At 40.6% G+C, this 24,881-nt stretch carries 22 protein-coding genes and 1 tRNA gene; 10 read left to right on the forward strand and 13 right to left on the reverse strand.

All coding sequences use genetic code 11. The features are described from left to right. The first annotated feature begins 50 nt into the window (after nt 1-50). Both map and glnD read left to right on the forward strand, forming a co-directional pair. The gene (gene map / locus CCS90_RS03600) at nt 51-821 is read left to right on the forward strand and encodes a type I methionyl aminopeptidase (RefSeq protein ID WP_099018128.1); all 771 of its coding nucleotides are present in this window, start codon (nt 51-53) and stop codon (nt 819-821) included. A gap of 3 nt (nt 822-824) precedes the next feature. Then, nucleotides 825-3,410 (forward strand): [protein-PII] uridylyltransferase, encoded by a 2,586-nt coding sequence (glnD, locus tag CCS90_RS03605; RefSeq protein ID WP_099018129.1) that lies wholly within the window; start codon nt 825-827, stop codon nt 3,408-3,410. A gap of 112 nt (nt 3,411-3,522) precedes the next feature. Here the strand turns inward: glnD and CCS90_RS03610 are convergent, their stop codons facing one another. From CCS90_RS03610 to CCS90_RS03625, 4 genes are all read right to left on the reverse strand, one after another. Continuing rightward, on the reverse strand, nt 3,523-4,281 hold the full coding sequence (locus tag CCS90_RS03610; protein ID WP_099018130.1) for a MipA/OmpV family protein: 759 nt from the start codon (nt 4,279-4,281) through the stop codon (nt 3,523-3,525). A gap of 337 nt (nt 4,282-4,618) precedes the next feature. Continuing rightward, on the reverse strand, nt 4,619-4,936 hold the full coding sequence (locus tag CCS90_RS03615) for a hypothetical protein (protein WP_099018131.1): 318 nt from the start codon (nt 4,934-4,936) through the stop codon (nt 4,619-4,621). 150 nt (nt 4,937-5,086) lie between these two features. Further along, nucleotides 5,087-7,009, reverse strand: a complete 1,923-nt coding sequence (locus tag CCS90_RS03620; RefSeq protein WP_133566411.1) for a CRTAC1 family protein — start codon at nt 7,007-7,009, stop codon at nt 5,087-5,089. Between the two features lie 77 nt (nt 7,010-7,086). Further along, a complete protein-coding gene (locus tag CCS90_RS03625; protein WP_099018133.1) occupies nt 7,087-9,681 on the reverse strand; it encodes a bifunctional aspartate kinase/diaminopimelate decarboxylase in 2,595 nt (864 codons plus the stop codon). A gap of 59 nt (nt 9,682-9,740) precedes the next feature. Between CCS90_RS03625 and CCS90_RS03630 the strand changes: the two genes are divergently transcribed. From CCS90_RS03630 to pth, 8 genes are all read left to right on the forward strand, one after another. Next, nucleotides 9,741-12,110: a Lon protease family protein gene (locus tag CCS90_RS03630; protein ID WP_099018134.1), complete on the forward strand. Its 2,370-nt coding sequence runs from the start codon at nt 9,741-9,743 to the stop codon at nt 12,108-12,110. A 162-nt stretch (nt 12,111-12,272) separates the two neighbouring features. After that, complete coding sequence (locus tag CCS90_RS03635; RefSeq protein WP_099018135.1) at nt 12,273-13,037, forward strand: hypothetical protein; 765 nt, start codon at nt 12,273-12,275, stop codon at nt 13,035-13,037. Between the two features lie 48 nt (nt 13,038-13,085). Beyond that, a complete protein-coding gene (gene lolB, locus CCS90_RS03640) occupies nt 13,086-13,664 on the forward strand; it encodes a lipoprotein insertase outer membrane protein LolB (protein ID WP_099018136.1) in 579 nt (192 codons plus the stop codon). Further along, complete coding sequence (gene ispE / locus CCS90_RS03645) at nt 13,658-14,488, forward strand: 4-(cytidine 5'-diphospho)-2-C-methyl-D-erythritol kinase (protein WP_099018137.1); 831 nt, start codon at nt 13,658-13,660, stop codon at nt 14,486-14,488. The genes lolB and ispE overlap by 7 nt, the downstream gene beginning before the upstream one ends. 122 nt (nt 14,489-14,610) lie before the next feature. Further along, nucleotides 14,611-14,686: transfer RNA gene (locus tag CCS90_RS03650), tRNA-Gln, on the forward strand. Between the two features lie 54 nt (nt 14,687-14,740). Beyond that, entirely contained in the window at nt 14,741-15,694 is a 954-nt protein-coding gene (locus CCS90_RS03655; RefSeq protein WP_099018138.1) for a ribose-phosphate pyrophosphokinase, read from the forward strand. A gap of 58 nt (nt 15,695-15,752) precedes the next feature. After that, the gene (locus tag CCS90_RS03660) at nt 15,753-16,424 is read left to right on the forward strand and encodes a 50S ribosomal protein L25/general stress protein Ctc (RefSeq protein WP_099018139.1); all 672 of its coding nucleotides are present in this window, start codon (nt 15,753-15,755) and stop codon (nt 16,422-16,424) included. 62 nt (nt 16,425-16,486) lie between these two features. After that, nucleotides 16,487-17,053 (forward strand): aminoacyl-tRNA hydrolase, encoded by a 567-nt coding sequence (gene pth, locus CCS90_RS03665; protein ID WP_099018140.1) that lies wholly within the window; start codon nt 16,487-16,489, stop codon nt 17,051-17,053. Here pth and metX read toward each other — a convergent pair. The 9 genes from metX to CCS90_RS03710 form a co-directional block, all read right to left on the reverse strand. Continuing rightward, nucleotides 17,038-18,135: a homoserine O-acetyltransferase MetX gene (gene metX, locus CCS90_RS03670; RefSeq protein ID WP_099018141.1), complete on the reverse strand. Its 1,098-nt coding sequence runs from the start codon at nt 18,133-18,135 to the stop codon at nt 17,038-17,040. The genes pth and metX overlap by 16 nt on opposite strands. Nucleotides 18,136-18,239: 104 nt before the next feature. After that, nucleotides 18,240-19,190, reverse strand: a complete 951-nt coding sequence (locus tag CCS90_RS03675; protein ID WP_099018142.1) for a hypothetical protein — start codon at nt 19,188-19,190, stop codon at nt 18,240-18,242. Then, nucleotides 19,187-20,044 (reverse strand): ABC transporter ATP-binding protein, encoded by an 858-nt coding sequence (locus CCS90_RS03680; RefSeq protein WP_099018143.1) that lies wholly within the window; start codon nt 20,042-20,044, stop codon nt 19,187-19,189. Before CCS90_RS03680 ends, CCS90_RS03675 begins: the two co-directional genes overlap by 4 nt. Then, entirely contained in the window at nt 20,041-20,412 is a 372-nt protein-coding gene (locus tag CCS90_RS03685) for a GntR family transcriptional regulator (protein ID WP_099018144.1), read from the reverse strand. Before CCS90_RS03685 ends, CCS90_RS03680 begins: the two co-directional genes overlap by 4 nt. Nucleotide 20,413: 1 nt before the next feature. Beyond that, nucleotides 20,414-20,623: a hypothetical protein gene (locus CCS90_RS03690; protein WP_099018145.1), complete on the reverse strand. Its 210-nt coding sequence runs from the start codon at nt 20,621-20,623 to the stop codon at nt 20,414-20,416. 108 nt (nt 20,624-20,731) lie between these two features. After that, nucleotides 20,732-21,184: a hypothetical protein gene (locus CCS90_RS03695; protein ID WP_099018146.1), complete on the reverse strand. Its 453-nt coding sequence runs from the start codon at nt 21,182-21,184 to the stop codon at nt 20,732-20,734. A gap of 2 nt (nt 21,185-21,186) precedes the next feature. Further along, nucleotides 21,187-22,065 (reverse strand): ABC transporter permease, encoded by an 879-nt coding sequence (locus CCS90_RS03700; protein ID WP_099018147.1) that lies wholly within the window; start codon nt 22,063-22,065, stop codon nt 21,187-21,189. After that, complete coding sequence (locus CCS90_RS03705; protein WP_099018148.1) at nt 22,062-23,039, reverse strand: ABC transporter permease; 978 nt, start codon at nt 23,037-23,039, stop codon at nt 22,062-22,064. Before CCS90_RS03705 ends, CCS90_RS03700 begins: the two co-directional genes overlap by 4 nt. After that, nucleotides 23,036-24,835 carry an ABC transporter substrate-binding protein gene (locus tag CCS90_RS03710; protein ID WP_099018149.1) on the reverse strand — a complete coding sequence of 600 codons (1,800 nt, stop codon included), beginning with the start codon at nt 24,833-24,835 and terminating at the stop codon, nt 23,036-23,038. The genes CCS90_RS03705 and CCS90_RS03710 overlap by 4 nt, the downstream gene beginning before the upstream one ends. Nucleotides 24,836-24,881 lie beyond the last annotated feature (46 nt).

Genomic DNA, 24,881 nt, shown 5'->3' on the forward strand with positions numbered 1-24,881 from the left:
AAATAAGCTAAAATTTCATCCAATTACTTACAATCAACAAAAACAAACCTATGGCCATAGTTATCAAAACACCTGAACAAATTGAAAAAATGCGTGAAGCAGGAAAGAATGCTGCTGAAGTATTGGATTTAATTGGTGAATACGTAAAACCAGGTGTTTCAACATTGGAGTTGGATGACATTTGTCACCAGCACATTGTTGACGTGCAAAAGTGCATTCCTGCTCCATTGAATTACCGAGGATTTCCGAAGTCAATATGCACTTCAGTCAACCAAGTGATTTGTCATGGTATTCCTGATGCTAAAAAAATCCTCAAAGACGGCGACATCATCAATATAGATGTGACAGTGATCAAAGATGGTTGGCATGGTGACACTTCTCGAATGTATTATGTCGGTGAACCAAAGCCACGTGCCAAAAAATTGGTTGATGTTACCTATGAAGCGATGAAACAAGGGATTCAAATGGTTAAACCGGGCGTGAGGTTAGGTGATATTGGTGCTGCCATTCAGGCTTTGGCTTATAAAAATCGTTTTTCTGTGGTCTATGAATACTGTGGGCATGGGATAGGACAAACCTTTCACGAAGATCCTCAAGTTTTGCATTATGGCCGAGCGGGAACTGGTGTTGTGTTGGAGAAAGGCATGACTTTCACCATTGAGCCGATGATTAATTTGGGGAAACGTCACAGTAAGTTGTTGGGCGATGGTTGGACCGTCGTGACCAAAGACAGGAGTTTATCTGCCCAATTTGAGCACACCATAGCAGTCACAGATGATGGTTATGACGTGTTAACCGAATCTAAAAATTTTCCTTTATAGTCAATGGCTTTATTGGCACCACCAGATCATGCCGATGAATATCTAGATTTGGTAGATTTGACGGCCATCAAAGGTCGGCCAATCAGTGAGTATAAAAAACTGTTACAACAATCAGATGAAAAGCTGAATCAAGCGTTTTACTTGTGGCAAAACATTTCCCGTTTGGTGCGAACGCGCGCTTGGATCATTGAACAGTTGGTTCTTGAGTTGTGGCAGCGCAATGAATTAGACCAAAGCCAATTAACTTTGGTCGCTGTTGGTGGTTTTGGCAGGGGTGATTTACAGCCGCATTCGGATGTGGATTTATTGATTTTATATCACCAAGACTTACCAGAAAATGCAGTCAGTGCCTTTGTGCAAAACCTTTGGGATTTGGGACTTGATGTGGGTCAAGCCGTCAGGACAGTGGAAGAATCTGTTCAATTGGCTCGCAAAGACATCACGGTTGCTACCAATCTGATGGAAAGTCGTTTTATGCAAGGCGAGCATCAGCTGTATAACGACATGTATGAAAAAACCAATGACCAACACATGTGGTCAGGAAGAGATTTTTTTCAAGCCAAATACCAAGAACAAATCAATCGACACGAAAAATGTGGTGGCACTGCTTATAACCTTGAACCCAACATCAAAGAGGGCCAAGGTGGCTTGCGGGATATTCAAATGGTCACTTGGGTGGCTCAGCGACATTATCATGTTTCCTCTATGCATGGTTTGGTTGATGTCGGTTTTTTACATCCTGAAGAATATTTGCAGTTGCAAAAAGGCATGAGAAAACTGTGGAAAATCCGATATGCCTTACATTTACTGGCAGGCCGTAAAGAGGACCGATTGTTGTTTGAGCATCAAAAAGATTTAGCAAAAATATTTTCATATCAAGACGATGATGAATCACTGGCTGTAGAAAAATTTATGCAAAGTCATTATCGCAATGCGATGCAGCTAGAACAATTGAACATGCGTTTGTTACAACTGTTCCAAGAAGACATCATACAAAGTCATGAAGACAAAAAAGTGACTCCATTGAATGATGACTTCCAAATCATCAATCACTATTTAGATGTCACCAATCAAGATGTTTTTACCAATCGCCCTCAAGCCATGTTGGAAGTCTTTCATCATTACCAACAAAACCCACAAATTCATGGAATCAGGGCCAATACATTGCGTCACATCAGTCAGAGTTTGTACCTGATTAATGACCAATTCAGAGCAGACAAAACCAATAAAATTTTGTTTTTGGATATTTTTAAACACAGAAACTTGGTGTTCAAACAATTAAAATTAATGAATGCTTTGGGTGTATTGGGTGCTTATTTACCCGTCTTCGGTCGAATTGTAGGACGCATGCAATATGATTTGTTTCATATGTATACAGTGGACCAGCACACCTTGTTTGTTTTGCGCAACATCCGTAAGATATTCCTTACACAAGAACCACACCAGCATGCGCATCAAGTTTCTCAGCAGATCACCGAGCCTTATGTATTGAATCTGGCCGGTTTCTTTCATGACATTGCCAAAGGCCGTGGCGGTGACCATGCTGAGCTGGGTGCAGTTGAGGCTGGACAGTTTGTCAATGATTTTGATATTAACCCAACTGATGGTGAATTATTGGTATGGTTGGTTAAGTACCATTTGATCATGTCTGTGGTTGCGCAAAAACAAGACATCAGTGACCCACAAGTGATCGCTCAATTTGCTCATTTAGTTCGCAGCCAAAAATATTTGGATCACCTGTATATCCTGACCATTGCAGATATATCAGGCACAGACCCTAAGCTTTGGAACTCATACAAAGACAGCTTATTGCAAGAGTTGTATGTAAGAACCACCCAGTACTTATCGGCAGAACAATCAGATGTGGTGCAAACCACCAAAGCAGAAGCGATGGATTTGGTGGATCAAAAGTTACACAAAGAACTGGAGGATCTGTGGCAGCACATTCCAGATCGCTTTTTCGACTATTCATCACCAGAACAAATTGCCCAAATCAGTCAAGCCATCACCAAAAATAACAACGAAGCAACCGTGTGTGTTACAGACTTACATGACGATGGTTTTGAATTGATGCTGTACGGTCGCGATCAGGTTGGGTTATTTCATCATGTAGTGGAAGTGCTTGCCGACCAGAATATCAGTGTGGCCAATGCCAGAATTTACAGTGGCAGCAATGGTTTTGTGATGGATTATTTTCATTGTTTAGGCGATTATGATGCATCCATTGTTGCGCAAATAGAAAAGGCATTGATGCATGTGTTGACTTCTGATAATGAACAAACCAGTCAGCGTGAATTGGTGGTTAGTCGAAGAGAGCGGTTGTTTCTTGAGCAACCGCAACTGAGTTTTTCTGGTGGTCGGCATGATCAAGAGTCTCGTTTTGAAATCAAGTGCACAGATTATGCGGGTTTACTGGTCAATATCACGCAAATATTCGTCGATCAGGGAATTGATATCCATGCGGCAAAAATTGGTACTTTTGGTCATCGGGCAGAAGATGTGTTTTGGCTTTCATACCAAAATAAAAAATTAACTGATGACATCCAGCAAACCTTAAAAGCGGCATTGTTGGATCTGTTGAGTGGATAAGCATTGATCACATATTTTAAATTGAACCATGGCAACAAATTTTCAACGTACCAAAGCCTACTAACAGGCTGTTTATATCAATTTAATCTTTACCAGGTTTAGACATTTTATGTCAAAAAAACTTATACAAGAAGCCGGCAAAAACTGACAACCTTTGGTCGTCTTCTACAATTGGGCTGTTGCTGATTTCATCGCCATAAAACTCATTTTGAATGTTGCCGACGAATGACCATTTTTCATTGATCTCTCGTAAACCCAAAACACTTAATTGTATGTTATTGACTGCACCAGTTTGGTAGGCTGGGAGTGACAATGTGGCATCTACAGTATTGACGCCATAAAAATAATTAACCACCTCTTGGCTGTGGTGTTCATAACTGATTTTTGGCATGATCAGCCATTGGCCTTTAAAAATAGGTGCAGCATAACTGATGCTACTGGAGTTTCCGTTGTGTTTATTGTTGATTTCATAGTCATGTTTGACTTTGAATAGACCCATTTTTGATTTGTATTGGGCTGAAATAAAGCCACTGACAGGAAGGCTTAGGTTGGGTAAATCTTTCAATAGTCGGCTGTCGCCTCGATCGGTGTCACCTACCAGGTTTACGCCCATGCCAAAATCAATTTCCCAATCCTTACTGTCTATTAAATTGAAACCAATGTCACCGGCTTGAAAATAAAACCGTTTATATTGGTAATCTATGGCTGGAAAAATGCGGTTTTGACTTTTGCCGCCCAAATATATGGATTGACTGCTGACGCCAGCCAAACCAATTTGCAGTTCATGTTCATAGGCTGGTGAATCGGGAACGGGTTGTGCCAAAAGGCAACTTGATATCAGGATTAAGGTAGCTGTGATTGTTTTTTTCATGATGTTACCAATGTCAGTGAATAGGTTGTAATCTATTATTATAAACCAGACCGGTGCTTTGTCTGCTGAATACGTTTTATTTCAATTGTGATTGATCATCTGAAAAAGCATGACCGTCATAGGACTTTGATGACTTCACGAGCGCATGATAGTGTAAATGCAGTGAAAATGTTGTAGAGGAGCTCAATTAAATACCGTTTTTCGAACAATTGATTGATATTTAATAACTGTGTCGTGAATGATTGATTGGGGCTTTGTAACTTGGTGTTTATTTAGTTGGCCTTGATCCATATTACAAGCAGCGAATCATCCGTGATTCTCCACCGCTGTGTTCTAATTATAGGTTGTCACCTTTGCTTTCGATGATTCTTCTGTTGTTCAATACATCTCCACTGTTGATGGTCTCTTGAGCTGCTTTTCTTTCTCTTTCTCTTTCAGCCACTGTTGAGCACACTTTTTCTTTTCTGTGTGAGCCGGTCACAATTCTTCTTTCGCAAACAAGGCGCTCTTTGGATCCGGTGTCTATAGCCATGGCAGCAGATCTGTCTGGTTTGTATAGTTCATCACCCACTTTGACAGCAGCAACCCTGTCCTTGGTGTTTGAGCCACAGGCTGACAGACCAAAGAATAAAATAATTAAAAGTAATGTTTTCATAATGCCTCCGTACGACATAGTTAGTAGATAGGAATTACACTATAAACCAAATGTATATTAAGTTCAACCTGGAATTTTTCTACGGTTAAAAAACAAGTTTACAATGTCTACAATTTACATTTTTTTCAATGACTTATGCCAATCAAAGGCTCATTCAAATCGGTCGACAAAGATGATGTCATTATTCCATTTGATTAATGAGCGGCATATTTGTGCTTGGTTGTCATGGTTAAAGGAATAACTGATGCGATCTGTACCTACTGCATTGCTGTTGACGGTAAATATGGCTCTACCCAGGGGGTCGGTGGTTGAATTGATGACTACGCCAGTATTGGGTCCTTTGTTAATGGTTAATGAAACCGCTTGTGAACTCAGTGGAAGCCCCATTAAGTCGTGTAGGTAGACAGCCACTTCAGTCGTTTGGTTACTGATGTCTGCCGATTGTATAAAAGTGGTGTGACAGTAACGACCAATACTGATTATTTCATTGACTGATAGGTTGTTTGTAATGTTTTGTTGCATGCCATCTGGCCATGTCACCTCGATGCTGTTTATGCTTGTGGCCAAGCCTAAGCCAAAGTGCTGTTGTAATGGATTGTTTGATACATAGTTGTTGCTGCTAGAGACTTCTCTTAACTGACTCATGCCAGTGGTATTGACTTTAATTTTGGCATTGATGGCATAGGGATTCGGCCCATGATCAAATAAATTGACTGAAAGGTAATTATTGCTGTTGTTGCTGGTGTTTTTATACAATTGATAAGCTTCATTGTTCGGGATAATGAGGATATCAAGATCTCCATCCAAGTCATAATCAACACAGCTGATACCTCGGCCTTGACCAGTGAAATGCAACCCCGCTGAGGCGGAAGATTCGGTGAAGGTTCCGTTGCCGTTGGACATGAACAAGCGAGCAGGGTCGTTCAGAAATTCACCAGCATGGAGCTCATTGGCAAAGCCATTTTCATGATAAATGTCTAAATAACCGTCGTTGTTGAAATCGGCAAAACAAGCGCCCCATCCCCAATAGCCTTCGCGAACTCCAGCTTCATCAGTGGCATCCTCAAATACCCCAGACCCCAAGTTTTTATACAGCCTGTTACCTGTTACACCCCAGTTTCCTTCGGGAATCCCATTGGGGTCCCAAATGCTGGTGACAAACCAATCCAAATCTCCGTCATTGTCATAATCAGCCACTGCTGATCCCATGCCGTTTTCATCTGAAATAAAACTGGGTTGACTGACCATGTATAAAGGTGTGTCAGGGCCGGGTAGGCCGCCAGTTCCATAAAAGATTCTTGTGGTTTCAAAATCAGCTGCCAACAAAACATCGATCCAACCATCTTCATTGATGTCAGTGATGTGAGGGGTGAAGCTCCATTTGTTGAGATTGGCGTTTTGTGTAAACCCCAAATAATCAATGGTGACATCAGTGAATTGTCCGCTGCCATTGTTTTGCCAAAACAGTTGTTTACTGGTTGTTTCTGAGTCAGAAGACCAATGGGTCATGAATAAATCAAGGTCGCCGTCTTGATCCAAGTCGGCAAAGGAGCCTGCATAAGAAGGCATACCGGAATAAAAGCCTGAGCTTGTTGTGGTGTCTAGAAAAGTACCGTCGTTTTGATTGATGAAAAGCCTGGGTCGGTTTTCTATCAAGTCTACATCACTGCCAAAGGGTTGGTCCCAAAGGTTGATGGAAAAAACCATTAAATCCAAATCGAAATCACCATCCACATCAGCAAAAGTGGGGCCAGATCCCAAAATATTAAATAAATCAACCCCAGCTTGATTTGCAATGTTGGTAAAAGTGCCGTCATTGTTGTTTTTAAACAGGGCATTGTTTTGATCTGAACCGCCCAGCAAATAAAAATCAGGATAACCATCGAAATCAAAATCTGCAACGGCACCACCAGCAATGACCATGGTGGCTTCTCTTGGTTGTTCAGCAGCATTGATGTGGGAGAAAATTAACTGGCTTTCTTGATTGGCCAGAACAAATTGTTGGGCATGTCCAGTTCCATTGCTCCCAAGGATTAAAAACGATCCCAATAAGTAAATCTTGTTGATTTTCAAAGCCAATACACTTTATTTAAAAATGCCATTCTATCGCATTTGATATGACATGCCTAAAAACAAGTGCTTAATGACTGTCAAATCACAAACTCCTTAGCAGGTTCGCGCAAATTATAATTTGAAGCCATGACTGCACCATAGGCACCGGTATTGGCAATTAAAATGGTGTCTCCAACGGATGTTCGAGGCATCTTCCTGTCCACCCCAAGTACATCTCCAGATTCACACATGGGACCTACCACAGTGGCTGTATATTCAGCGTCCTGGTTTAATCGGCTTAAGTTAACGATGTTATGCCATGCACCATATAAAGCAGGCCTGATCAATGAATTCATACCCGTTTCAATGCCTATATAGCCATGGCTGGACTTCCATTTGGTTTGCGTCACTTTGGCCATCAAGACCCCACTGTGAGCGACTAAAAACCTACCAGGTTCCATCCACAACTCGATTGATGGGTTTGATTTTTTAAATGTCAGTAAAGCATTGTTTAAAGCTTGTAAATCGAGCCCCATATCACCTGGGTTTTCACGAATGCCCAGGCCGCCTCCTACGTTGACTATTTTGGCTGTTGGAAAGAAGGACAAACAACTGCCTAAGTATTCTGCAATTCTGGGCCAATTGCTGTGATCCAGAATGCCGCTGCCAGAATGTGCATGCAATCCAATGACTTTGACTTGATGATCCTTGCACCATTGAGCAATTTGTTCAATATCAGATGAAGGAATGCCAAACTTTGAATGTGAGCCAGCTGTTCTGACATAACGATGGTGTCCACTGCCATGTCCTGGGTCTAAACGAAGTATCACTTCTTGGTTTTGAAATACTTCTGGGTTGTCATAAAGTAATGATGGGTTATCAATGGTGACAAATAATCCTTGATCCAGTGCATCCTGATACTCATGGATTGGGGCAAAGTTTGGAGTGAACAGCATACTTTCAGCTTTGATACCTTTACAACTTTTAAGCACCCTTTCTATTTCGCCTGGTGAAACAGTTTCCAGGGAAATTTGCTGTTGGTGCATGAAGTTCAATATTTGCGGGTGTGAATTGGCTTTGCTGGCATAAAAGATCCGGTCAATAGCCGTTAAGGACTTGAGTTGATCGATTTGATGTTTGATGGTATCCAAGTGATATACATAGCAAGGAGAATGTGTGTTGCTGAGTTCAATTAATGGTTGTTGTTGTGTTTGCCACCATGCGGGGCTGATGTGGGTTGGTTTTGACTTTTCAGCAACCAATTCAGCCCAGGTTGGACCAAAATCATCAATCTCTTTGTCTTCAATAATCAACACTTCATGCAACGCCCGAGCGAGTTTGTCGGCTTGGTCTTCGTCAACAACAAAGGTCTGGTTTAAATCATTTGAAGATTGGGTGGTGATGTAAATTCTTTGGTCGGCAAAAGATGAAATAACAGGTGAAATTTTATCGGCCAAGGCCCTGATTCGATATCCGACCAATGTCACCGCTGAACAGTTTTGATAGATTTCAACTTCGCACAACGGGGTCAATTCAGCTTGTAAATTTGACAATATTTCCGGGTTCAATATGTTGTCAATGTTATCAAGTGATATGGTGACATTGGTTTGTGCGGTTGAAACCAAATCAATGGACAATCCCAGTTTTTTGTAAATGTTGAAAACATCACCCATAAAACCAGCTTGGTGCCACATGTTCATTGATTCCATAGAAACCAAGGTGACTTGGTGGCGACTGTTGATTGCAGAGACCCTCGGCTTGGTCGCGCTGTGCTGTGAAGCCAATACCGTGCCAGCTGCTTGTGGGTGGTTGGTGTTTTTGATCAACAACGGAATGTCGTGTTGTTCAACCGGTAATATGCAACGCGGGTGCAACACTTTACCACCACTGGCTGCAATCTCTCTGGCTTCCTGGTAGCCGAGGTTTAACAACAGTCTGGCGTTGGGGATGCTGTGAGGGTTGGCGCTAAAAATACCATGAACATCAGTCCAAATTTCAAGTTGTTTGGCATTTAATATAACGGCCATATAAGCCGCTGTGGTGTCTGAGCCGCCACGGCCTAAAAGTACGGTGTTACCAGCAGAGTCACTGGCGACGAAACCTGGCATCACATAGAAAGGGTCAGTTAGCGTGTCGTTGATGTTTTCAAGCGGGTTGATGTCGCATTTTGCAGACAATATTTGCGCATCTTGATGCCTTTTGTCATGACGTGAGCTGACCAGCCATTTTTTTGGATCTAGGCTGTGGGTTTTGAGCTGATTTTGTAAATAGGCCAATATCACTTGATGGGTGCACAATTCACCCATAGCGAGTAATTCAGCTTGTTGCTTGATTGACAATTGGCTCAAGTCATTGAGGCGTTTAAGATGAGTCAATTGATTTTCAATTAAGTCGATGTCCACAGACAAATCGATGGCTAATTTCGATAATTGTGCAACAAATTCAGTATAGATGGATTGCTTATTGGTGATTTTTCGTGTCAATAAATTGGTCAGTCCTTGGGCGGCAGAATGTACCACCAGAACTTTATATCCTTGTTTAATTCTTTGTTTGACCACATCGACAATCACTTGCCATTTTTTGAGGTCAGAAACAGAGGTCCCACCAAATTTTAATACCACCCAAGAATTCAAAAGTTCACCTTTGTAATGAAGGTTAAAAAAAGCAAACTTTAGGTAAAAAGAATAAATCATGCAAGTAATATCGTTTAATATGTTTCTAAGTTATGAGTAATTAATACAACCAGGATTTTATGATTGAACACACTAAATTAAATTGGCAACAAGTCAGATGGCATTGTGATGCCGAAAAATTAGGCTTTAAAACCACCAAAGAGGTAGAGCCTGTCGATGTCATTATTGGTCAAGATGATGCATTAGAAGCTTTGCAGTTTGCTATTGAATGTGAAGCCTATGGTCAAAATGTTTATGTCCGAGGATTGAGTGGAACTGGACGAATGAGCATGGTTTCAAAAATTTTAAGGGATGTGAAACCAAAGCTTAAGCAGAAAACAGAACATTGTTATGTGGCAAATTTTGCTCAGCCTGACCGCCCCAGGCTTATCAGCTTGCCTGCTGGACAGGGAGTGAAGTTTAAAAACATGATGGATAAGTTAAGCCTGTTTATCAGTGAAGATTTGAAGAAAGCAATGGAATCTGATTCTTTGATTCAAGCCAAAAATAAGGTTGAAGAAAATTTACAATCAAAAATTTCTAAAATTACCGAACCCTTTGAAACTGAATTAAGTGAGCATTCAATGGCCATGCTGAATGTCAATTCACAACAGGGTCAACAAACCATTATCGCACCAGTGATGGAAGAAAAAGTTTTGGACCCCAATGCGTGGCAACAAAAGGTCGCAGCAGGAGAGATTAACGAGGCGGAACAAAAAGCGCTGATGGATACCCAGCAAGTGTTCAGCAAAAAATTAGAAGAAGTGGGGCGTAAAGTCAATGAATTAAAAGAGCAAGGCGTTGTTGCCATTAGGTCCTTGTATGAAAAACACGTATCCAAGTTGATTGATCAAGAAGTGGCCAGTTTTGCGAAACAATTTAAAGTCAAAGCTGTGTTGCAATTTTTGGAGTCTGTCAAAGAGGATTTATTGGATCAATATTTTTCACCCAAAAAGAAAGCGTTCAATCCTTATGAGCGCTATGCAGTCAATGTTTTGTTGCAGCATGATGATAAAAAAGACTGTCCTGTTTTGGTTGAAAGGGTACCTTCTTTGCAAAACTTATTGGGTTCGATTGAAAGTAAATGGTCTGAAAATGGACCGGTATTGGCAGATCATATGAGCATAGTCGGTGGTTCATTGCTGCGTGCCGATGGTGGGTTTTTGGTGCTCGATGCCCGTGATTTATTGGCAGAGCAGGGTGCATGGAAAACTTTAATCAGAACCATCAAAAATGAATTGTTGGAGATTGTTCCAGCTGAAATGAGTTGGCCATTTGGTCAGCCATCTTTGAAACCTGAGCCCATACCGGTTGACATCCGTGTGATTTTATTGGGAGATTCAAGCGTTTATTATCACCTTGATAATCAAGACCCCGATTTTCCTGAGTTGTTCAAAGTGTTGGCAGATTTCGATTCAGTGATCAGCCGTGATCAAGAAGGTTTTGACAATTATGCGGGTATCATTGCGAAAATCATTAAAGAGGATGGTTTATTACCCTTCGATCGATTTGCCATTGCCCGTTTGATTGAGCATGGCGCCAGGGTGTGCTCTCAAGACAATAAATTAACAGCTAAATTCTCCAGAGTGGCCGACTTAGCCAGAGAAGCCAGTTACCTTGCCAACAAGGAAAAAAACAAGTTGGTCAGTGGTGATGATGTGGTGCATGCGGTTCGAAGAACCAAAAAAAGAGCCGGACTGTCATCAAGAAAGTTTCAAGAGCGGTTACAAGATGGCACCATAAATTTGGATACCGATGGCTTTACAATTGGACAAATTAATGGGCTGGCTGTGATCCATGCGGGCCCCATCGTCTATGGCTTTCCATCCAGGATAACAGCCTCTATAGGGCCAGGTCGATCTGGAGTCATTGACATTGAAGGCATGGCAGGGAAATCGGGTTCCATTCATACCAAAGGATTTCATATTTTAGGTGGCTTGTTGCGGTATATGTTACCAGTGGAGCATCCATTGACTTTTTCGGCATCAATTGCATTCGAACAAAGTTACGGTGGGATAGATGGTGATTCGGCCTCGGGAGCGGAGTTCTGTTGTTTAATGTCAGCTTTGACGCAGGTTCCAATCAACCAAGGATTTGCCATGACGGGCGCGATAGATCAGCATGGAAGGCTGCAAGCCATTGGAGGAGTGAATGAAAAAATAGAAGGTTTTTTTGACACCTGTCATTACCGTGGATTAACCGGTAAGCAAGGGGTCATTATTCCCAGAGCCAATGCCGGTGAACTGATGTTGAGGACTGATGTCCAAGAAGCTTGTAAAAACAATTTATTTTCGATACATGCAGTTTCACACATCACAGAGGCCATTGAGGTGTTGATGGAAGAATCGGCAGGTATTCTAATTGATGGGTTTTATGCTGAGAACAGTGTCATGGGGAAAGCGATGATAATGGCGAAAAAGTATTGGCAAAACACCCAAGCAAAAGTGTAAAATTGTGACCGGTTTCACATTGCTTGAGAATTGTTTTAAAAAAAGCTTATATCTTTCTGATTTTGCTTGAAATAATCAAAGTTGTTTGATAATATTATTGTTGTACGAAACTATTTGTACTATGGGTTGTCTTAATGGGTAATTGTTTTTTTGGGGACGAAGGTGTTTTTAAAGTCTAAATGTAAAGGTTTATTATGTACGCTTGCTTTTGCCGGTTTGGCTCAAGCACAAGACGTTAAGCCGTTTCAGCCTTTTGAAATTTCAGTCAACAAATCCCTAAGCAGCCCTACATTTTCTGCCATGGATCGCGAATCATTTTTCCAAAACTCACTGCAATCCAATCATTCTGGTTTCGATTTTTTAAATCCACAAAAAAAGGGATATCACCTGTCGACCAAATCTGATGGCATGTTTGGCGAAGAATTGATTGTTGGAATGAAATTTGCTGATTGGTTGACCCTAAGGTTGAATGTTATCGATGAAGATCAAGCCTTTGATTTATTTTCAGGTCCATCAATGAGTCATCAATCAGGTCAAGCAGCCACAGATTTAATGGGCTATCAAGTAGGTGTCAGTTCAGTTTTGAACCTCAGTAATAAATGGCGCTTAGGTATAGATGTTGGAATGGGCCGTGTCGGTGGTGAATGGCTTGGTTTGTACCAAGATCAAGTAGAAACCACACGATTGGGATTTGGCATTCGAAACAGTAAATTTGGCGCCACTTTTCAATCTGACTTCATGAACGGTGCAACACAAAATGACCTAGAGCAATCCACCATAGATTTGCAAGTAGATTGGCATTTTACCAAAGATGGTACCATTTCATTTGGTGCCAGAAGGAATATCAGGGAAAATACCACCAACGGAACGTCATTGGATGAATTGACGGGTACTGTTCCTTACATCAAATTCAAGCACAACCTTTAAAATCACCTTCCTGCTATCTCTAGTTGCCATCCTCACATTTTTTGTGTCATGAAAAGATTTGTTTATTTGTTGCTGCTAATCGCATTGTGTTCTATTCAGTTGTCATGTTCAAGCAACCGTCAATTGAAACCAGGTGCTCTGCCTGTAATAACCGACTTATCAACAATTCAAGAGTATACGTTTAACGGTAAGATGTCGTTTTCTGACGGTGTTGAAGGGGGCAGTGGCCAAGTTTCCTGGAACCAGAACCATGATCGGATAGCGGTCACTTTAAAGGCGCCTCTGAGTAACAAAAGCTGGACCCTGATAGATGCGCCAGGTCATGCTGAAATCCAGTTGTCGAATGGAGAAACCATCTATGGTTTAACTGCAGGTGATTTAATCAGTGAACAAATTGGTTGGGATTTGCCATGGAAAGACCTTCAAGCGTGGGTAATCGGCCAAAAATCACCTTCTGGAAGAATATTGAATAAGCACACCAATGGCGATTTTGAAATATTGGACCAAGGGTGGTTCATCTCTTATTCGAAAATAAAAACCAATGGCAACGGCATCGTGCCACACAAAATAATTGCCCGTAAAGACCCTTATTCAATCAAACTAATCATTAAAAATTGGCAATGGTAAAACAATCCGTCTTAAGTCGAGCAAAAATTAATTTGATGTTACGAATCATCGGACAACGCAAGGATGGTTATCACCAATTACAAACATGTTTCCAAATACTAGAATGGGGTGATTCAATTGATTTTTGCTGCATCAGAGAAAAAGGCAACAACCATATTGATATCAAGGGCTTTACCGGATTAAAAAAAGAAGATAACTTGATTTATCGAGCGGCCTTATCATTGGTACCCTATGCACGTGTATCATCAGATTGGTCCATTCTTGTAGAAAAGAATATTCCGACAGGTGCTGGATTGGGTGGAGGCAGTTCAAATGCGGCAGAAACCTTGAAATTTTTAAACACCCATTGGAAATGCGGCTTGACCCAAATGGAACTGCAGAAAATTGGTAGCAAACTTGGGGCGGACATACCCGTGTTTATATCAGGTCATTCAGCATTGGCTTCAGGCATTGGTGATGAATTGGTACAAATGGAATTCAATACCCCATATATCTTGCTGATTTTTGCAGGTACTCATATCAGTACCCAATCAATATTCCAACACCCAAGATTAAATAGAAATCAAGTTGAATTAACGGCAGAGGAACTGGACAATCGTGATCTGTGGATCAATGACTTTTTTCCACTGGTGTTAAATAATTACGCAGATATGAATACCCTGTACCAACAATTAAGCAAGCACATCCATGTTAGATTGTCTGGTTCAGGCTCAACCCTGTTTGCTGTATACAATGATGAATCAGCAGCCCAGACAGCCCTAAAATGGGCTGATAAATATGCAAACTGTATGCTGGTTAGACCTAAAATAAATACGGTTGTCTAAAAATAAAAGCAAAAAGAGATTATTTTTATTATTTTGCCTTTGCAATCAAATTTTATCTGGTTATAATATGCCGCCTTTGGAGCTGATTGTTAAGCTTTAAAGAATGAGTCTATCTCACTAATTGGGATGTCGCCAAGTGGTTAAGGCACCAGGTTTTGATCCTGGCATTCGGAGGTTCGAATCCTCCCATCCCAGCCATATTTATGTCATGCCCGTCCCATGTACGGGCATACTTGTATCTGAGGCTGTAAAATGTTCGATCGTGGAATCAGGTTGTTTTCAGGTAACGCCAATCCAGCATTGGGACAGAAAATTGCTGACAACTTAGGCGTACCATTGGGACGCGCTAAGGTGGGTCGTTTCAGTGATGGTGAAGTGTCTGTTGAAATCAGAGACAATGTCCGAGGGCAAGATATTTTCTTGATACAACCCACATGCCGACCGACCGCAGATAACTTTATGGAACTGGTCGTTATGGTAGATGCCTTGAAAAGGGCCTCAGCCAGGACAGTTACCGCAGTCATTCCCTATTTTGGGTATGCCAGACAAGACAGAAGACCCAGGTCATCACGAGTACCCATTACTGCAAAAGTGGCTGCAAAAATGATTGCAGCGGTGGGCGTTGATCGTGTTTTAACCGTTGATTTACATGCCGATCAAATCCAAGGTTTTTTTGACATTCCTGTGGACAATGTTTATGCATCACCATTGACTTTGGCTGATATGTGGCAACGTTTTGATAGCAAGGACGTCACCATAGTTTCACCAGACATAGGTGGTGTTGTAAGGGCCAGAGCCATTGCCAAAAGATTGGGTTGTGAACTGGCAATTATAGATAAAAGAAGACCCAAGCCAAATATGGCCAAAGTGATGAACATCATTGGGGAGGTTAAAGACCAAATTTGTATCTTGGTTGATGACATGATTGATACGGCTGGTACTTTATGTGCTGCATCAACTGCATTGAAAGAGTTTGGTGCAAAAGAAGTCCATGCCTATTGTGTGCACCCTGTGTTATCAGGTGATGCTATAAAGAATATTGAAGGTTCAGGTTTAACTGAACTGGTGGTGACCGATACCATCCCTTTGAGGCAAGAAGCGCTCGATTGTAAAAAAATACGTCAATTGTCCGTGGCAGAAATGCTGGGAGAGACAATCAGACGAATCGCTAACAGAGAGTCTGTTAGTTCAATGTACATCGATTGATAGATCGATGATTTTACACCCTGGTCGCAAGGGTGTTACTGTTTTATAGGAAATTATTATGGCTATATTTAAAGTAGAAGCGGAAATCCGCTCAGACGTTGGGAAAGGTGCGAGCCGCCGCTTACGTCATGCAGGTTTGGTACCGGTTGTGTTATACGGTGGTGACAAGGAACCAAGAAATTTGACCTTGCAACATCATAAAGTACTCCATTTGGTTGAAGATGAAGCTTTCTTTTCAAGCATCATTGAGTTCTCAGCTGATGGTGGCAAAAAACAAAAAGTGGTATTGAAAGATGTACAAAGACATCCAGCAAAACAATTAATTATGCACATGGATTTCATGCGTGTTAATGATAAAAATGAAATTGTAATGAATGTTCCATTGCATTTTGAAGGTGGTGAAAACTCACCTGCTGGTAAATCTTCACGTGTGATGATTGATTACCAAATGAATGAAGTTGAAATCACATGTTTCCCTAAAGATTTGCCAGAGTTCATCAGTGTTGATGTTTCTGAATTTGATGCAGGTGATAATTTACATTTAAGTGATTTGAAATTGCCAAAAGGTGTTACTTTGGTTGCATTCACTCATGGTGACAATGATGCTTATGATGCAGTGGTTGTATCTACATCAGTGGTTGGTCAAGTTGAAACAGAAGAAGACGAAGTTGAAGAAGTTTCTGTTGAAGTTGAAGCAACAAAACAATCTAAAGACGATTCAGCTGAGTAAAATCAGTTGATACAAAGGGAAGCGTATTTGCGCTTCCCTTTGTGCTTCTCATAATACCTAAAATGCAAGTTATATTTGGCCTGGGCAATCCAGGTGAAAAATACCAACAAACCCGACACAATGCCGGCTTTTGGTATATTGATGCATTGGCAAAAAAACACAATTGCATTTTCAAACCTGAAAAAAAATTCAAAGCAGAAGTCGCCATATGGAATTTTATGGGAAAAAAGATATGGTTGGTGAAACCACAGGCTTTTATGAACTGTTCTGCTCAAAGTGTAGTCCCTTTTATCCATTTTTACCGCATTCCGGTTGATGAAGTGTTGGTGGCTTATGATGAGCTTGATATCCCTGTTGGTACGGCTAAGTTAAAAAAATCGGGAGGCCACGGAGGCCATAATGGTTTGCGTGACATCATTCCAACCCTTGGTAAAGATTTCAAAAGGTTGCGGATTGGTATCGGTCACCCTGGTGACAAATCTAAAGTGACTCCATGGGTCCTCGGCAGACCTGGTCTTGATGATTCAATTGAGATTGAGCGTTGCATTGATCGATGTATTGACGTTACTGATGACTTGATCAAAGGAGATTGGGATAAGGCCATGAAATTACTTCATACTGCTGACTGAACCAGGTAATCTCCGACCAATTGAGTAAATGTTTGCTGGTCGACTAAAAATGCATCGTGTCCTTGGATTGAATTTGTTATGACCAATTCACTTTTTATACCTGCTTTCTGCAATAATTGGTGTAATTCTGTTTGTAACGCCACCGGAAATAGTAAGTCGGTTTCGGCGCCTATAATTAATGCCCCATCCAATTTAACCCGACCCAATGGGTTGCTTCCCCTTGGTTGTGCGTAGGAATGGCCATCAAACCAATCCATCGCTCGCGATAAATAAAGGTAACTGATTGGATCAAATTTATGTACGAATTGGTTGGCATGGTGTTCCAAATAGCTTTCTATTGGAAACTCACTACCAAAAGCATGTTCAGGTACTTTTTTCAAACTGCGGGGAAAGCGATCTGCCCATTCGGTCGCTGAACGGTAACTCAACATACCAATTTTCCTGGCAAACTTCATACCTTCTTCTGGCCAATTTGCTGCTGAGTAGTGACCTTGGTTGAAGTTTTCATCTTTCAGAATGGCTTCACGCTGGAGGGACCTTATGGCTGTGCTGAAAGGTGGTGAAGCCATGCCAGATGCGATATGGACCAGGTGTTTACAGTATTCGCTGTGCTTTAATAATAAGGCCAATGCTGTCATCCCACCCATTGATGGTCCAATGGTTGCATGTAATCGATCGATGCCTAATGATTGGCAGAGTAGGACAGATGTGTTGGCAATGTCCTCTAAACATAAATCAGGAAAATCAAAACGATAGGCTTGCCCAGTTCTGGGATTGGGTGAGCATGGACCGGTTGAGCCTTTACAGCTGCCCAATGAACTGGCACAGATGACAAACCATTGATTGGTGTCTATGGCCTTTCCTGGACCAATCATGTATTCCCACCACCCTGCAGTGTCATTTGCAGAATGTCTGGCTGCATGCGAGTCTGCTGACAGTCCAGTAAGAATTAATAAGGCATTGGATTTGTTTTGATTTAATTGGCCCCAGGTTTCATAAGCAATTATACCGTTATCAATTTGACCACCTCGGTGAAATTGATAATGATTGGGTATATTAAATATTTTTAGATAGTTGGCCATGTTGTCCCCAAAAAACAAACGGCCCAGAAAATTAACCAGACCGTTTTTTGATTGAAGTATTGTAACAAAGAGGTTTCATGATAAGAAGCCTCTTTGTGACTCAATTATGTGGTATTGCGAAAACGCCTGACGTAAATGGCAACTGCCACTGCTATTACTGCAAAAATCAAACCATAATATAAACTGGTGTTTGATAATCCGTTAATCATTGAATAAATGACCTCTAAGCCTGATTGATCTCTAGGGTCAAAATCAATTTCATCTGCTGAAAAACTAATACCAGATGTAAAAGGAGATGCAGCTTTAGAAAATAAAAATAGTATGGTCTTAAATAATCCAGCTTGAATAACATCAAAGTTTGTAAATGCAACATACCAGTACCATGCAAACGCAACAGTTAAAGGTGCAAATATTGCTAACAAAAACGGTCTTCTTTTAGAAAATGATGATGAAAATAACAACCATCCATAAATAGGTAAAGCCCATAAAGATTGAATAAAGCAACCTATTATGAAAGCACCCCAATTGCTAATAAAATTAATATTGGCCCATATAAAAGAGAACGGGTTAATACCATTAAGTAAAAGTATACCGCTTAATAACATAAATATTAGTATGTGACTTAGAATCAGTCCAACAGTAAAAATTAATGGGGCAACAATTGTCGCTGTAATTAACTTTGATAATACAGTTTGGGTGTCTGATACAGGCAGTGATTTCCAAAATAAAATACTACCGTCCTTTCTGTCATCGTATAAACTTCCTAACAAAAAGAAAAATACAATAATAAAAAGAATGAAGTGATAAATGTATGCTGTAAATAGCATAAATGCATCGAGTCCCAATTTAATATTTTTTGGATCTATGGCGCTCAATGATTTAGAACCTAGTTCAGATAATTGCCCACTGTTCATTACAAGATCAACTCGATCTGTAAAAAAGTAAATCAAAAGTAATGTAATACCCATTACAATACCAATAATCAAGGGTGTTTTAAGAAACGCACCTCGGTGCTCCCAATACTCACGTTGTAGCAAAGCTTTGAAAGTACTCATGCTTGGTCCTCCTGCATCAAAGCAACAAATAAATCAGATACAGACGGTCGCTGTACTTCTCCAAGGGTTTCAATCACATCTCTGGAAGTGGAATTAAACAGCATGATGTGTTTGCCGAAAACTTTTCGCATCGTTAAGGGTTTGTGAGACAAAGCTTCTTCGTAATTATCTTGACCCACCATGACTTCAAAATATGAATTGGTTAATTCATCCATGTTGGCGTTCAACACGATTTCACCTTCTCGTATAAACACCACATCCGTTAATATGTGCTCAATTTCTTCCACTTGATGGGTGGTGATGATGATGGTCCTTTCATTGTCAAAATAGTCATTCAGTAAGTTGTCATAAAATTGTTTCCTGAATAAAATATCTAAGCCCAATGTGGGCTCATCTAATACCAGTAATTTGGCATTGATAGACATCACAATGGCAAGGTGTAACTGTGCTGTCATGCCTTTAGACAGTTCCTTGACTTTATGATCCATTTTGATTTTGGTTTTGCTCAAGAACTGTTTGGCTTGATCCAGTGAAAAATTAGGGTGTGTCTGTTCTGTAAATGTCAGTAGTTGAGACACTTTGATCCATTTTGGCAAAACCGCCACATCAGCAATGAAACAGATTTCTTTCATCAAGTCAGAACGCTTCTTATAAGGGTCAATGCCCAAAACTTTAAGCTCACCTTCGCAAGAATCAAGGCCCAGGACGGATTTCAGTAATGTGGTTTTTCCTGCGCCGTTGGGACCAATTAAGCCCACAATCTTACCTTTACTGATGTTGATGTTTACATTTTTCAATGCTTGGAAACTGCCAAATTTTTTATTGACGTTTTGCGCCGATAAGATATGACTCATTGATTTCTCCCAATCTCTTTTAACGAGTTTATTAGTTGTGAAGTATCTAGGTTGAGGTGTTGGATTTTTAATAAAATTTTAGGCCAATCCTCATTGATGAATTGCTGATTTTCATTCACTTGTAGTTTTTCCACAGCGCCTTTTTGCACAAACATACCCAAACCACGTCTCTTTTCAACCAAATGCTCATCCACCAATATTTGGTATGATTTTGAGACTGTGATTGGATTGACCTTGTACTCAATAGCCACTTGCCTGACTGAGGGCAGTGCTTCTCCTTCAACAATATCACCTGACAACACCATTTCTTTGATTTTGTCTTTCAACTGCAAGTAAATAGGTTCTTTGTCATTCCACTGAAAGCTCATATTATTTGCTCACCATTGGTATCAGCAAGTTCAAGGTTTCATTGATATTAAATCTAAGTTGTTTTTTATCAATGGATAAATTAATTTCCAATCCTTTGCTTGGCTTGGGTGTTTCATTGACAGGGGTGATTGCATAACACAAAGCCACTGATGTGATCAATGACAAAAATAATATGCCAGCTGCTATTAAATTTTTAATGAATTGATGCATGTCAATACTCCAAGTGGTTACTTAAGTGTTATACTTTACTACAACACTACTGATATAGTCAAGTATGCCAAAGGTCATGAGGCAGTGTAAGCCTGACTATTGGTTTAATCATCGATAACTGTTTTGCTCTCCTGGAATACGATATATGGTGGCTTTTGATATGATGTGTTCTTTCATGAATGTGCTTGAAAACAAAAAACAATCCAGTACATACGGTAACGCTTTGTACTGTTTTAGGCTGGCGTTTAATTGTGTAGACTTGAAAGTAGATTGAACCGTTTCAGTGGCAAAGGTCGTCAGATCTGGTATTTTCAAAGCTTGCAATGTGATGGGTGCAAAATCCTTAACTGCCAGCTGACAACTCAGTTGATTGTCCAGCCTTGGAGATTGATTGCGATGTGAAATTCGGAGTTTAATGGTTTGTTGGTTCAGATCAAGCGCCACTATCTCAATTAAGCTGGGCAAGTTTTGTAAATCTTTTCTGGTATTGGGAGTGCCACAGGCGGTTAACAGCAGCAATAAAAATGTGCTGATGAAGGCTTTATATATCAATTGATTCATAATTATTTTTGTAGTTTAGGATCCAAAGCATCTTGTAGTGCGTCAGAAAAAAGGTTGAAACCTATGACCAGTATGAACAACAGGCCAGAAGCCACGAAGAAATTCAGAAAATACCCTGCTTGGATGTCATTGGTAGATTCTGCGATCATTAATCCCCAACTGATGCCATCTTTAACGCCTAAACCAAGAAAGCTAAGAATAACTTCTGATTTTATCGCCGCGACGAAAATTAGCGTTGATTGAATGATCAGTAAATGACTTACATTGGGGATGATGTGTTTCAGTAAAATTTTAATCTGACTTTGACCCATTGCCACAGCAGACTCAATAAATTCAAGCTGATTGAGTTTGATGACTTCGCCACGTATCACCCGGGCAGTTTCGGTCCAGAAAACCAAAATCATTGCCATATGCATAGAAAAAATAAAACCTTTCATGGCATAAGCTATGGCCGCTACAAATAAATAAAAGGGTATGGAGTCAATAACACCCATTAACCAAAGAAGGCTAGAATCAAGCCATGTGTTGTTTTTAAAACCAGCAACGGCCCCTACCAATGTGCCAAGTAAGCTGGCACAAACAGCCACCAACAAACCGACTTCAAAAGCCACTTTGGTGGCATATATGCCACGTGATGCGATGTCCTGTCCAATCGCATTGGTACCAAACCAATGTCTTAATGATGGGCTCTGGTTGAAAAAGTCACTGGTTTCGCTCCAATTTTGTCCCCACAGCCCCAGCCAAACTCCAATCGTTATGAAAAGAAACAACAAAACTATGGTTGCACCCAAAATACCCAATTTATCGCTTATTAATTGCTGCCCGGCACGAAACCACAGATCATGTGAAGGTTGCGCTTTGTATGTAGCCTGATGGTTCATGTCGAAACTTTGCCCATTCTGGGGTCAAAAACCCTATACAACAACTCGGCCATTATTAGAACCAGTACAAATAAAACAGAAGTTAAGCCAACCACGGCCTTAAGAACGGGTTGGTCACCGGCAATGATGGCGTCATAAGTAACTAAGCCAATGCCAGGAATGCCAAAATAACTTTCGATCAACAGAGAACCACTGATGACAACCAATGGAATGGAAAACATGACGCGAGTGATGATTGGAATCATGGCATTTTTAAGTATGTATTTATACATGACTTGGCTGGGTTTATGACCATATGCTTTGGCTGTAGTTATATAACCTTTATTCAATTCTTCAACCAAGACTGCTCGGTAAAATCGTGTGTTATAACCAACCGCAACAAAAACTGTCGCCAAGGTAGGGACAGTCACATACGACAGATACCTTACGCCATCAAAATCACCATCGGCTGTAAAGATTTCCCAGCCTCTGACAGGAAACCAGTCAAGGCCATAACTTGAGGAAAGAGAAATTTGAAAAACAATGATCACCACCAAGAATGAAATACTCATGCCAACGACTGAGAATGTCATGATGGTTTTATCTCGCCATTGTCCGCGGAACTGAACGGCTTTGATTGCCAGAGCAATTGCCAGTATGTTACCCAATATAAAACCGGGAATCATCAGCAGCAAGGAAACAGGAATGGCCAGTTTTAACATGTCAGCAACAGGCTGGTCTTTCATCATTGACATGCCAAAATCCAAAGTAACTAATTCTTGGAGGTAATTAAAATAACGAGTCCAAAAGGATTGGTCGTATCCCAATAAATGACGAATTTGACTGATGTCCTCAGCCGAGGGGTTTTTGCCAAGCAATTCGAAGGTTAAATCAGGTCCAAAATAAACCATTAATACAAAAGAAATAAAAGTCACGCCGAGAATCAGCGGAATCCCGCCCAGTAACATTTGGAAAGCGAATTGCCAGTTGTTCATTGCTTGATGTCAACATACCTTAGGTGAAAACCACCGACAATTTCACGGTCTGGAAATGTAATGACGTTTTTATGCCAAAGGTTAATTTTATTTCGGGCCAGACCTGAAATAACCACACAATCATCAATGACCATTTGGTTCATTTGTCGGTACAAAGCCGTCCTTTGAGGCGAGGGTAGCATGGTACTGCTTTGTTCGAACAGTTGATCGAATGCAGGATTTGAATAATTGAAATTATTTGAACCTGGAGTTTGGTTGGGACCATAGAATAATTGCAGGGTGTTTTCAGCATCTGGATAATCTAGTGTCCACCCTAAAAAGAAAAATGGACTTTGTCGGTTCTTAATGGCTTTGTTGAATTGACCAAAGCTTGGATAAGGCTTGTATTTGATTAAATTAGAAGGGTAGCCAATTTTATTGAGAAAGCCCCTCATTTGTTCATAGAATTGTTTTTGTAAAACACTGCCGGTTACATGGTATTCAAACTCAGGTAATGTGTCATTGTTCCAGCCATGTTCTGCCAATAAGGTTTTGGCGCCTTCTATGTCCAACTCTATTGATTCGGTGCTTAAATTGGGATCAAATTCAGGTACCGATGGGGGGATGATTCCAGGGAAAACCTGACCTAAACCAAAATAAAAGGCACGGTTTTTTTGTGACCAGTTGTGTGCTTTCCTGATGGCACAACGCAAGGCATGACTGTTTTTATCATGTTCTTCATCGCCTCTCATCCCAAAAGTGGGATCATCCATGTTAAAGCCGTGGTAAACAAAACCCGCTTCGGTGCCATATGTGTAGTGATAATTTTTACTGATCTGAGGATGAACCAAAATGGGGTCATGTTGTAATATGACGGCATTCTGTTTGTCTTTAGGTACGGTTGTGTATTGAATTTCATTGCCTTTGGTGAATGAATGCCACCGCGATGATGATTCATTGATAAAGTGGACTTCAAGCTCATCAATAAATGGTGCATTTTTCCCCTGTAATGATTCTAGGCCATAGGATTTGTGCTTCGCTGGGTCATACCCTTCAAAATAGATATCAAGCGGTTCAGCTCTGAAATCTTGGTTCTTTATCAGGTAAGCGGTTTCTGAATTGAACGAAGTTAAAATAAATGGTCCTGAACCAATTGGTTTAGAACCAAATTCTTGGCCCAATGATTCAACCACTTCTCTGGGTGTTATGGCAGAAAATCCCATCGCCAAGGTGTAAATAAGTTGAGGGTAAGGTTGAGTCAGTTTGATCTGAATGGTGTAATCATCAAGTGCTTTTAGTCCTTCTATGACTTGGTCATAATTGGCGCCGTCTGCTTTCCACTGATCAATGCCCAGAATTTTTCCTTGCCATAACCAAGCACCTGTACCTCCGTTGGCAGGATCAAATGAACGTTTTATAGAATAAACAAAATCTTTCGCTTTGACTTCTCGCCCTAGCCCACCTGCAAAAGAAGCATGCGGCGTGAAATAGACATTCGGTTTGATTTCAATGGTATAGGTCAATCCATCGTCACTGATAGTAGGCATTTGTGTTGCCAAATTTGGTTTTAATTCATAAGGTCTTTTGAGGTATTTATATGCATACAAGGTGTCAAATATATTAACAGCCATCAGGTTACTGTAAATTGTTGAGGCTTTGATAGGGTCTAAACTGGTGGGTTTTCCATCTTCAGAGTGGCGATAAATTTTCTTGTCAACTTGCGCCTCATGGTTCATGTTTCCATCATTATTATCCTGTTGTTGGCAAGCTGACAACAACCCAAGAAATAAAAACAGTAACAGTTGATTTAACTTCATCAGATAAGGTGCTTTGAATAGACAGATCAAAGATTATAACCTTTCA

The sequence above is a fragment of the Marinicella litoralis genome (genome assembly GCF_002591915.1).
Taxonomy (GTDB): domain Bacteria; phylum Pseudomonadota; class Gammaproteobacteria; order Xanthomonadales; family Marinicellaceae; genus Marinicella; species Marinicella litoralis.

Excerpts from the sequence above, each read along its gene's own strand:
- map (WP_099018128.1), top strand. The coding sequence starts at position 51 with ATGGCCATAGTTATCAAAACACCTGAACAAATTGAAAAAATGCGTGAA.
- metX (WP_099018141.1), bottom strand. The coding sequence starts at position 18,135 with ATGGCCAACTATCTAAAAATATTTAATATACCCAATCATTATCAATTT.
- CCS90_RS03610 (WP_099018130.1), bottom strand. The coding sequence starts at position 4,281 with ATGAAAAAAACAATCACAGCTACCTTAATCCTGATATCAAGTTGCCTT.
- CCS90_RS03680 (WP_099018143.1), bottom strand. The coding sequence starts at position 20,044 with ATGAGTCATATCTTATCGGCGCAAAACGTCAATAAAAAATTTGGCAGT.
- CCS90_RS03705 (WP_099018148.1), bottom strand. The coding sequence starts at position 23,039 with ATGAACAACTGGCAATTCGCTTTCCAAATGTTACTGGGCGGGATTCCG.
- CCS90_RS03695 (WP_099018146.1), bottom strand. The coding sequence starts at position 21,184 with ATGAATCAATTGATATATAAAGCCTTCATCAGCACATTTTTATTGCTG.
- CCS90_RS03675 (WP_099018142.1), bottom strand. The coding sequence starts at position 19,190 with ATGAGTACTTTCAAAGCTTTGCTACAACGTGAGTATTGGGAGCACCGA.
- CCS90_RS03630 (WP_099018134.1), top strand. The coding sequence starts at position 9,741 with ATGATTGAACACACTAAATTAAATTGGCAACAAGTCAGATGGCATTGT.
- pth (WP_099018140.1), top strand. The coding sequence starts at position 16,487 with ATGCAAGTTATATTTGGCCTGGGCAATCCAGGTGAAAAATACCAACAA.
- CCS90_RS03655 (WP_099018138.1), top strand. The coding sequence starts at position 14,741 with ATGTTCGATCGTGGAATCAGGTTGTTTTCAGGTAACGCCAATCCAGCA.
- CCS90_RS03690 (WP_099018145.1), bottom strand. The coding sequence starts at position 20,623 with ATGCATCAATTCATTAAAAATTTAATAGCAGCTGGCATATTATTTTTG.
- CCS90_RS03700 (WP_099018147.1), bottom strand. The coding sequence starts at position 22,065 with ATGAACCATCAGGCTACATACAAAGCGCAACCTTCACATGATCTGTGG.
- glnD (WP_099018129.1), top strand. The coding sequence starts at position 825 with ATGGCTTTATTGGCACCACCAGATCATGCCGATGAATATCTAGATTTG.
- CCS90_RS03625 (WP_099018133.1), bottom strand. The coding sequence starts at position 9,681 with ATGATTTATTCTTTTTACCTAAAGTTTGCTTTTTTTAACCTTCATTAC.
- CCS90_RS03685 (WP_099018144.1), bottom strand. The coding sequence starts at position 20,412 with ATGAGCTTTCAGTGGAATGACAAAGAACCTATTTACTTGCAGTTGAAA.
- CCS90_RS03710 (WP_099018149.1), bottom strand. The coding sequence starts at position 24,835 with ATGAAGTTAAATCAACTGTTACTGTTTTTATTTCTTGGGTTGTTGTCA.
- lolB (WP_099018136.1), top strand. The coding sequence starts at position 13,086 with ATGAAAAGATTTGTTTATTTGTTGCTGCTAATCGCATTGTGTTCTATT.
- CCS90_RS03660 (WP_099018139.1), top strand. The coding sequence starts at position 15,753 with ATGGCTATATTTAAAGTAGAAGCGGAAATCCGCTCAGACGTTGGGAAA.
- ispE (WP_099018137.1), top strand. The coding sequence starts at position 13,658 with ATGGTAAAACAATCCGTCTTAAGTCGAGCAAAAATTAATTTGATGTTA.
- CCS90_RS03615 (WP_099018131.1), bottom strand. The coding sequence starts at position 4,936 with ATGAAAACATTACTTTTAATTATTTTATTCTTTGGTCTGTCAGCCTGT.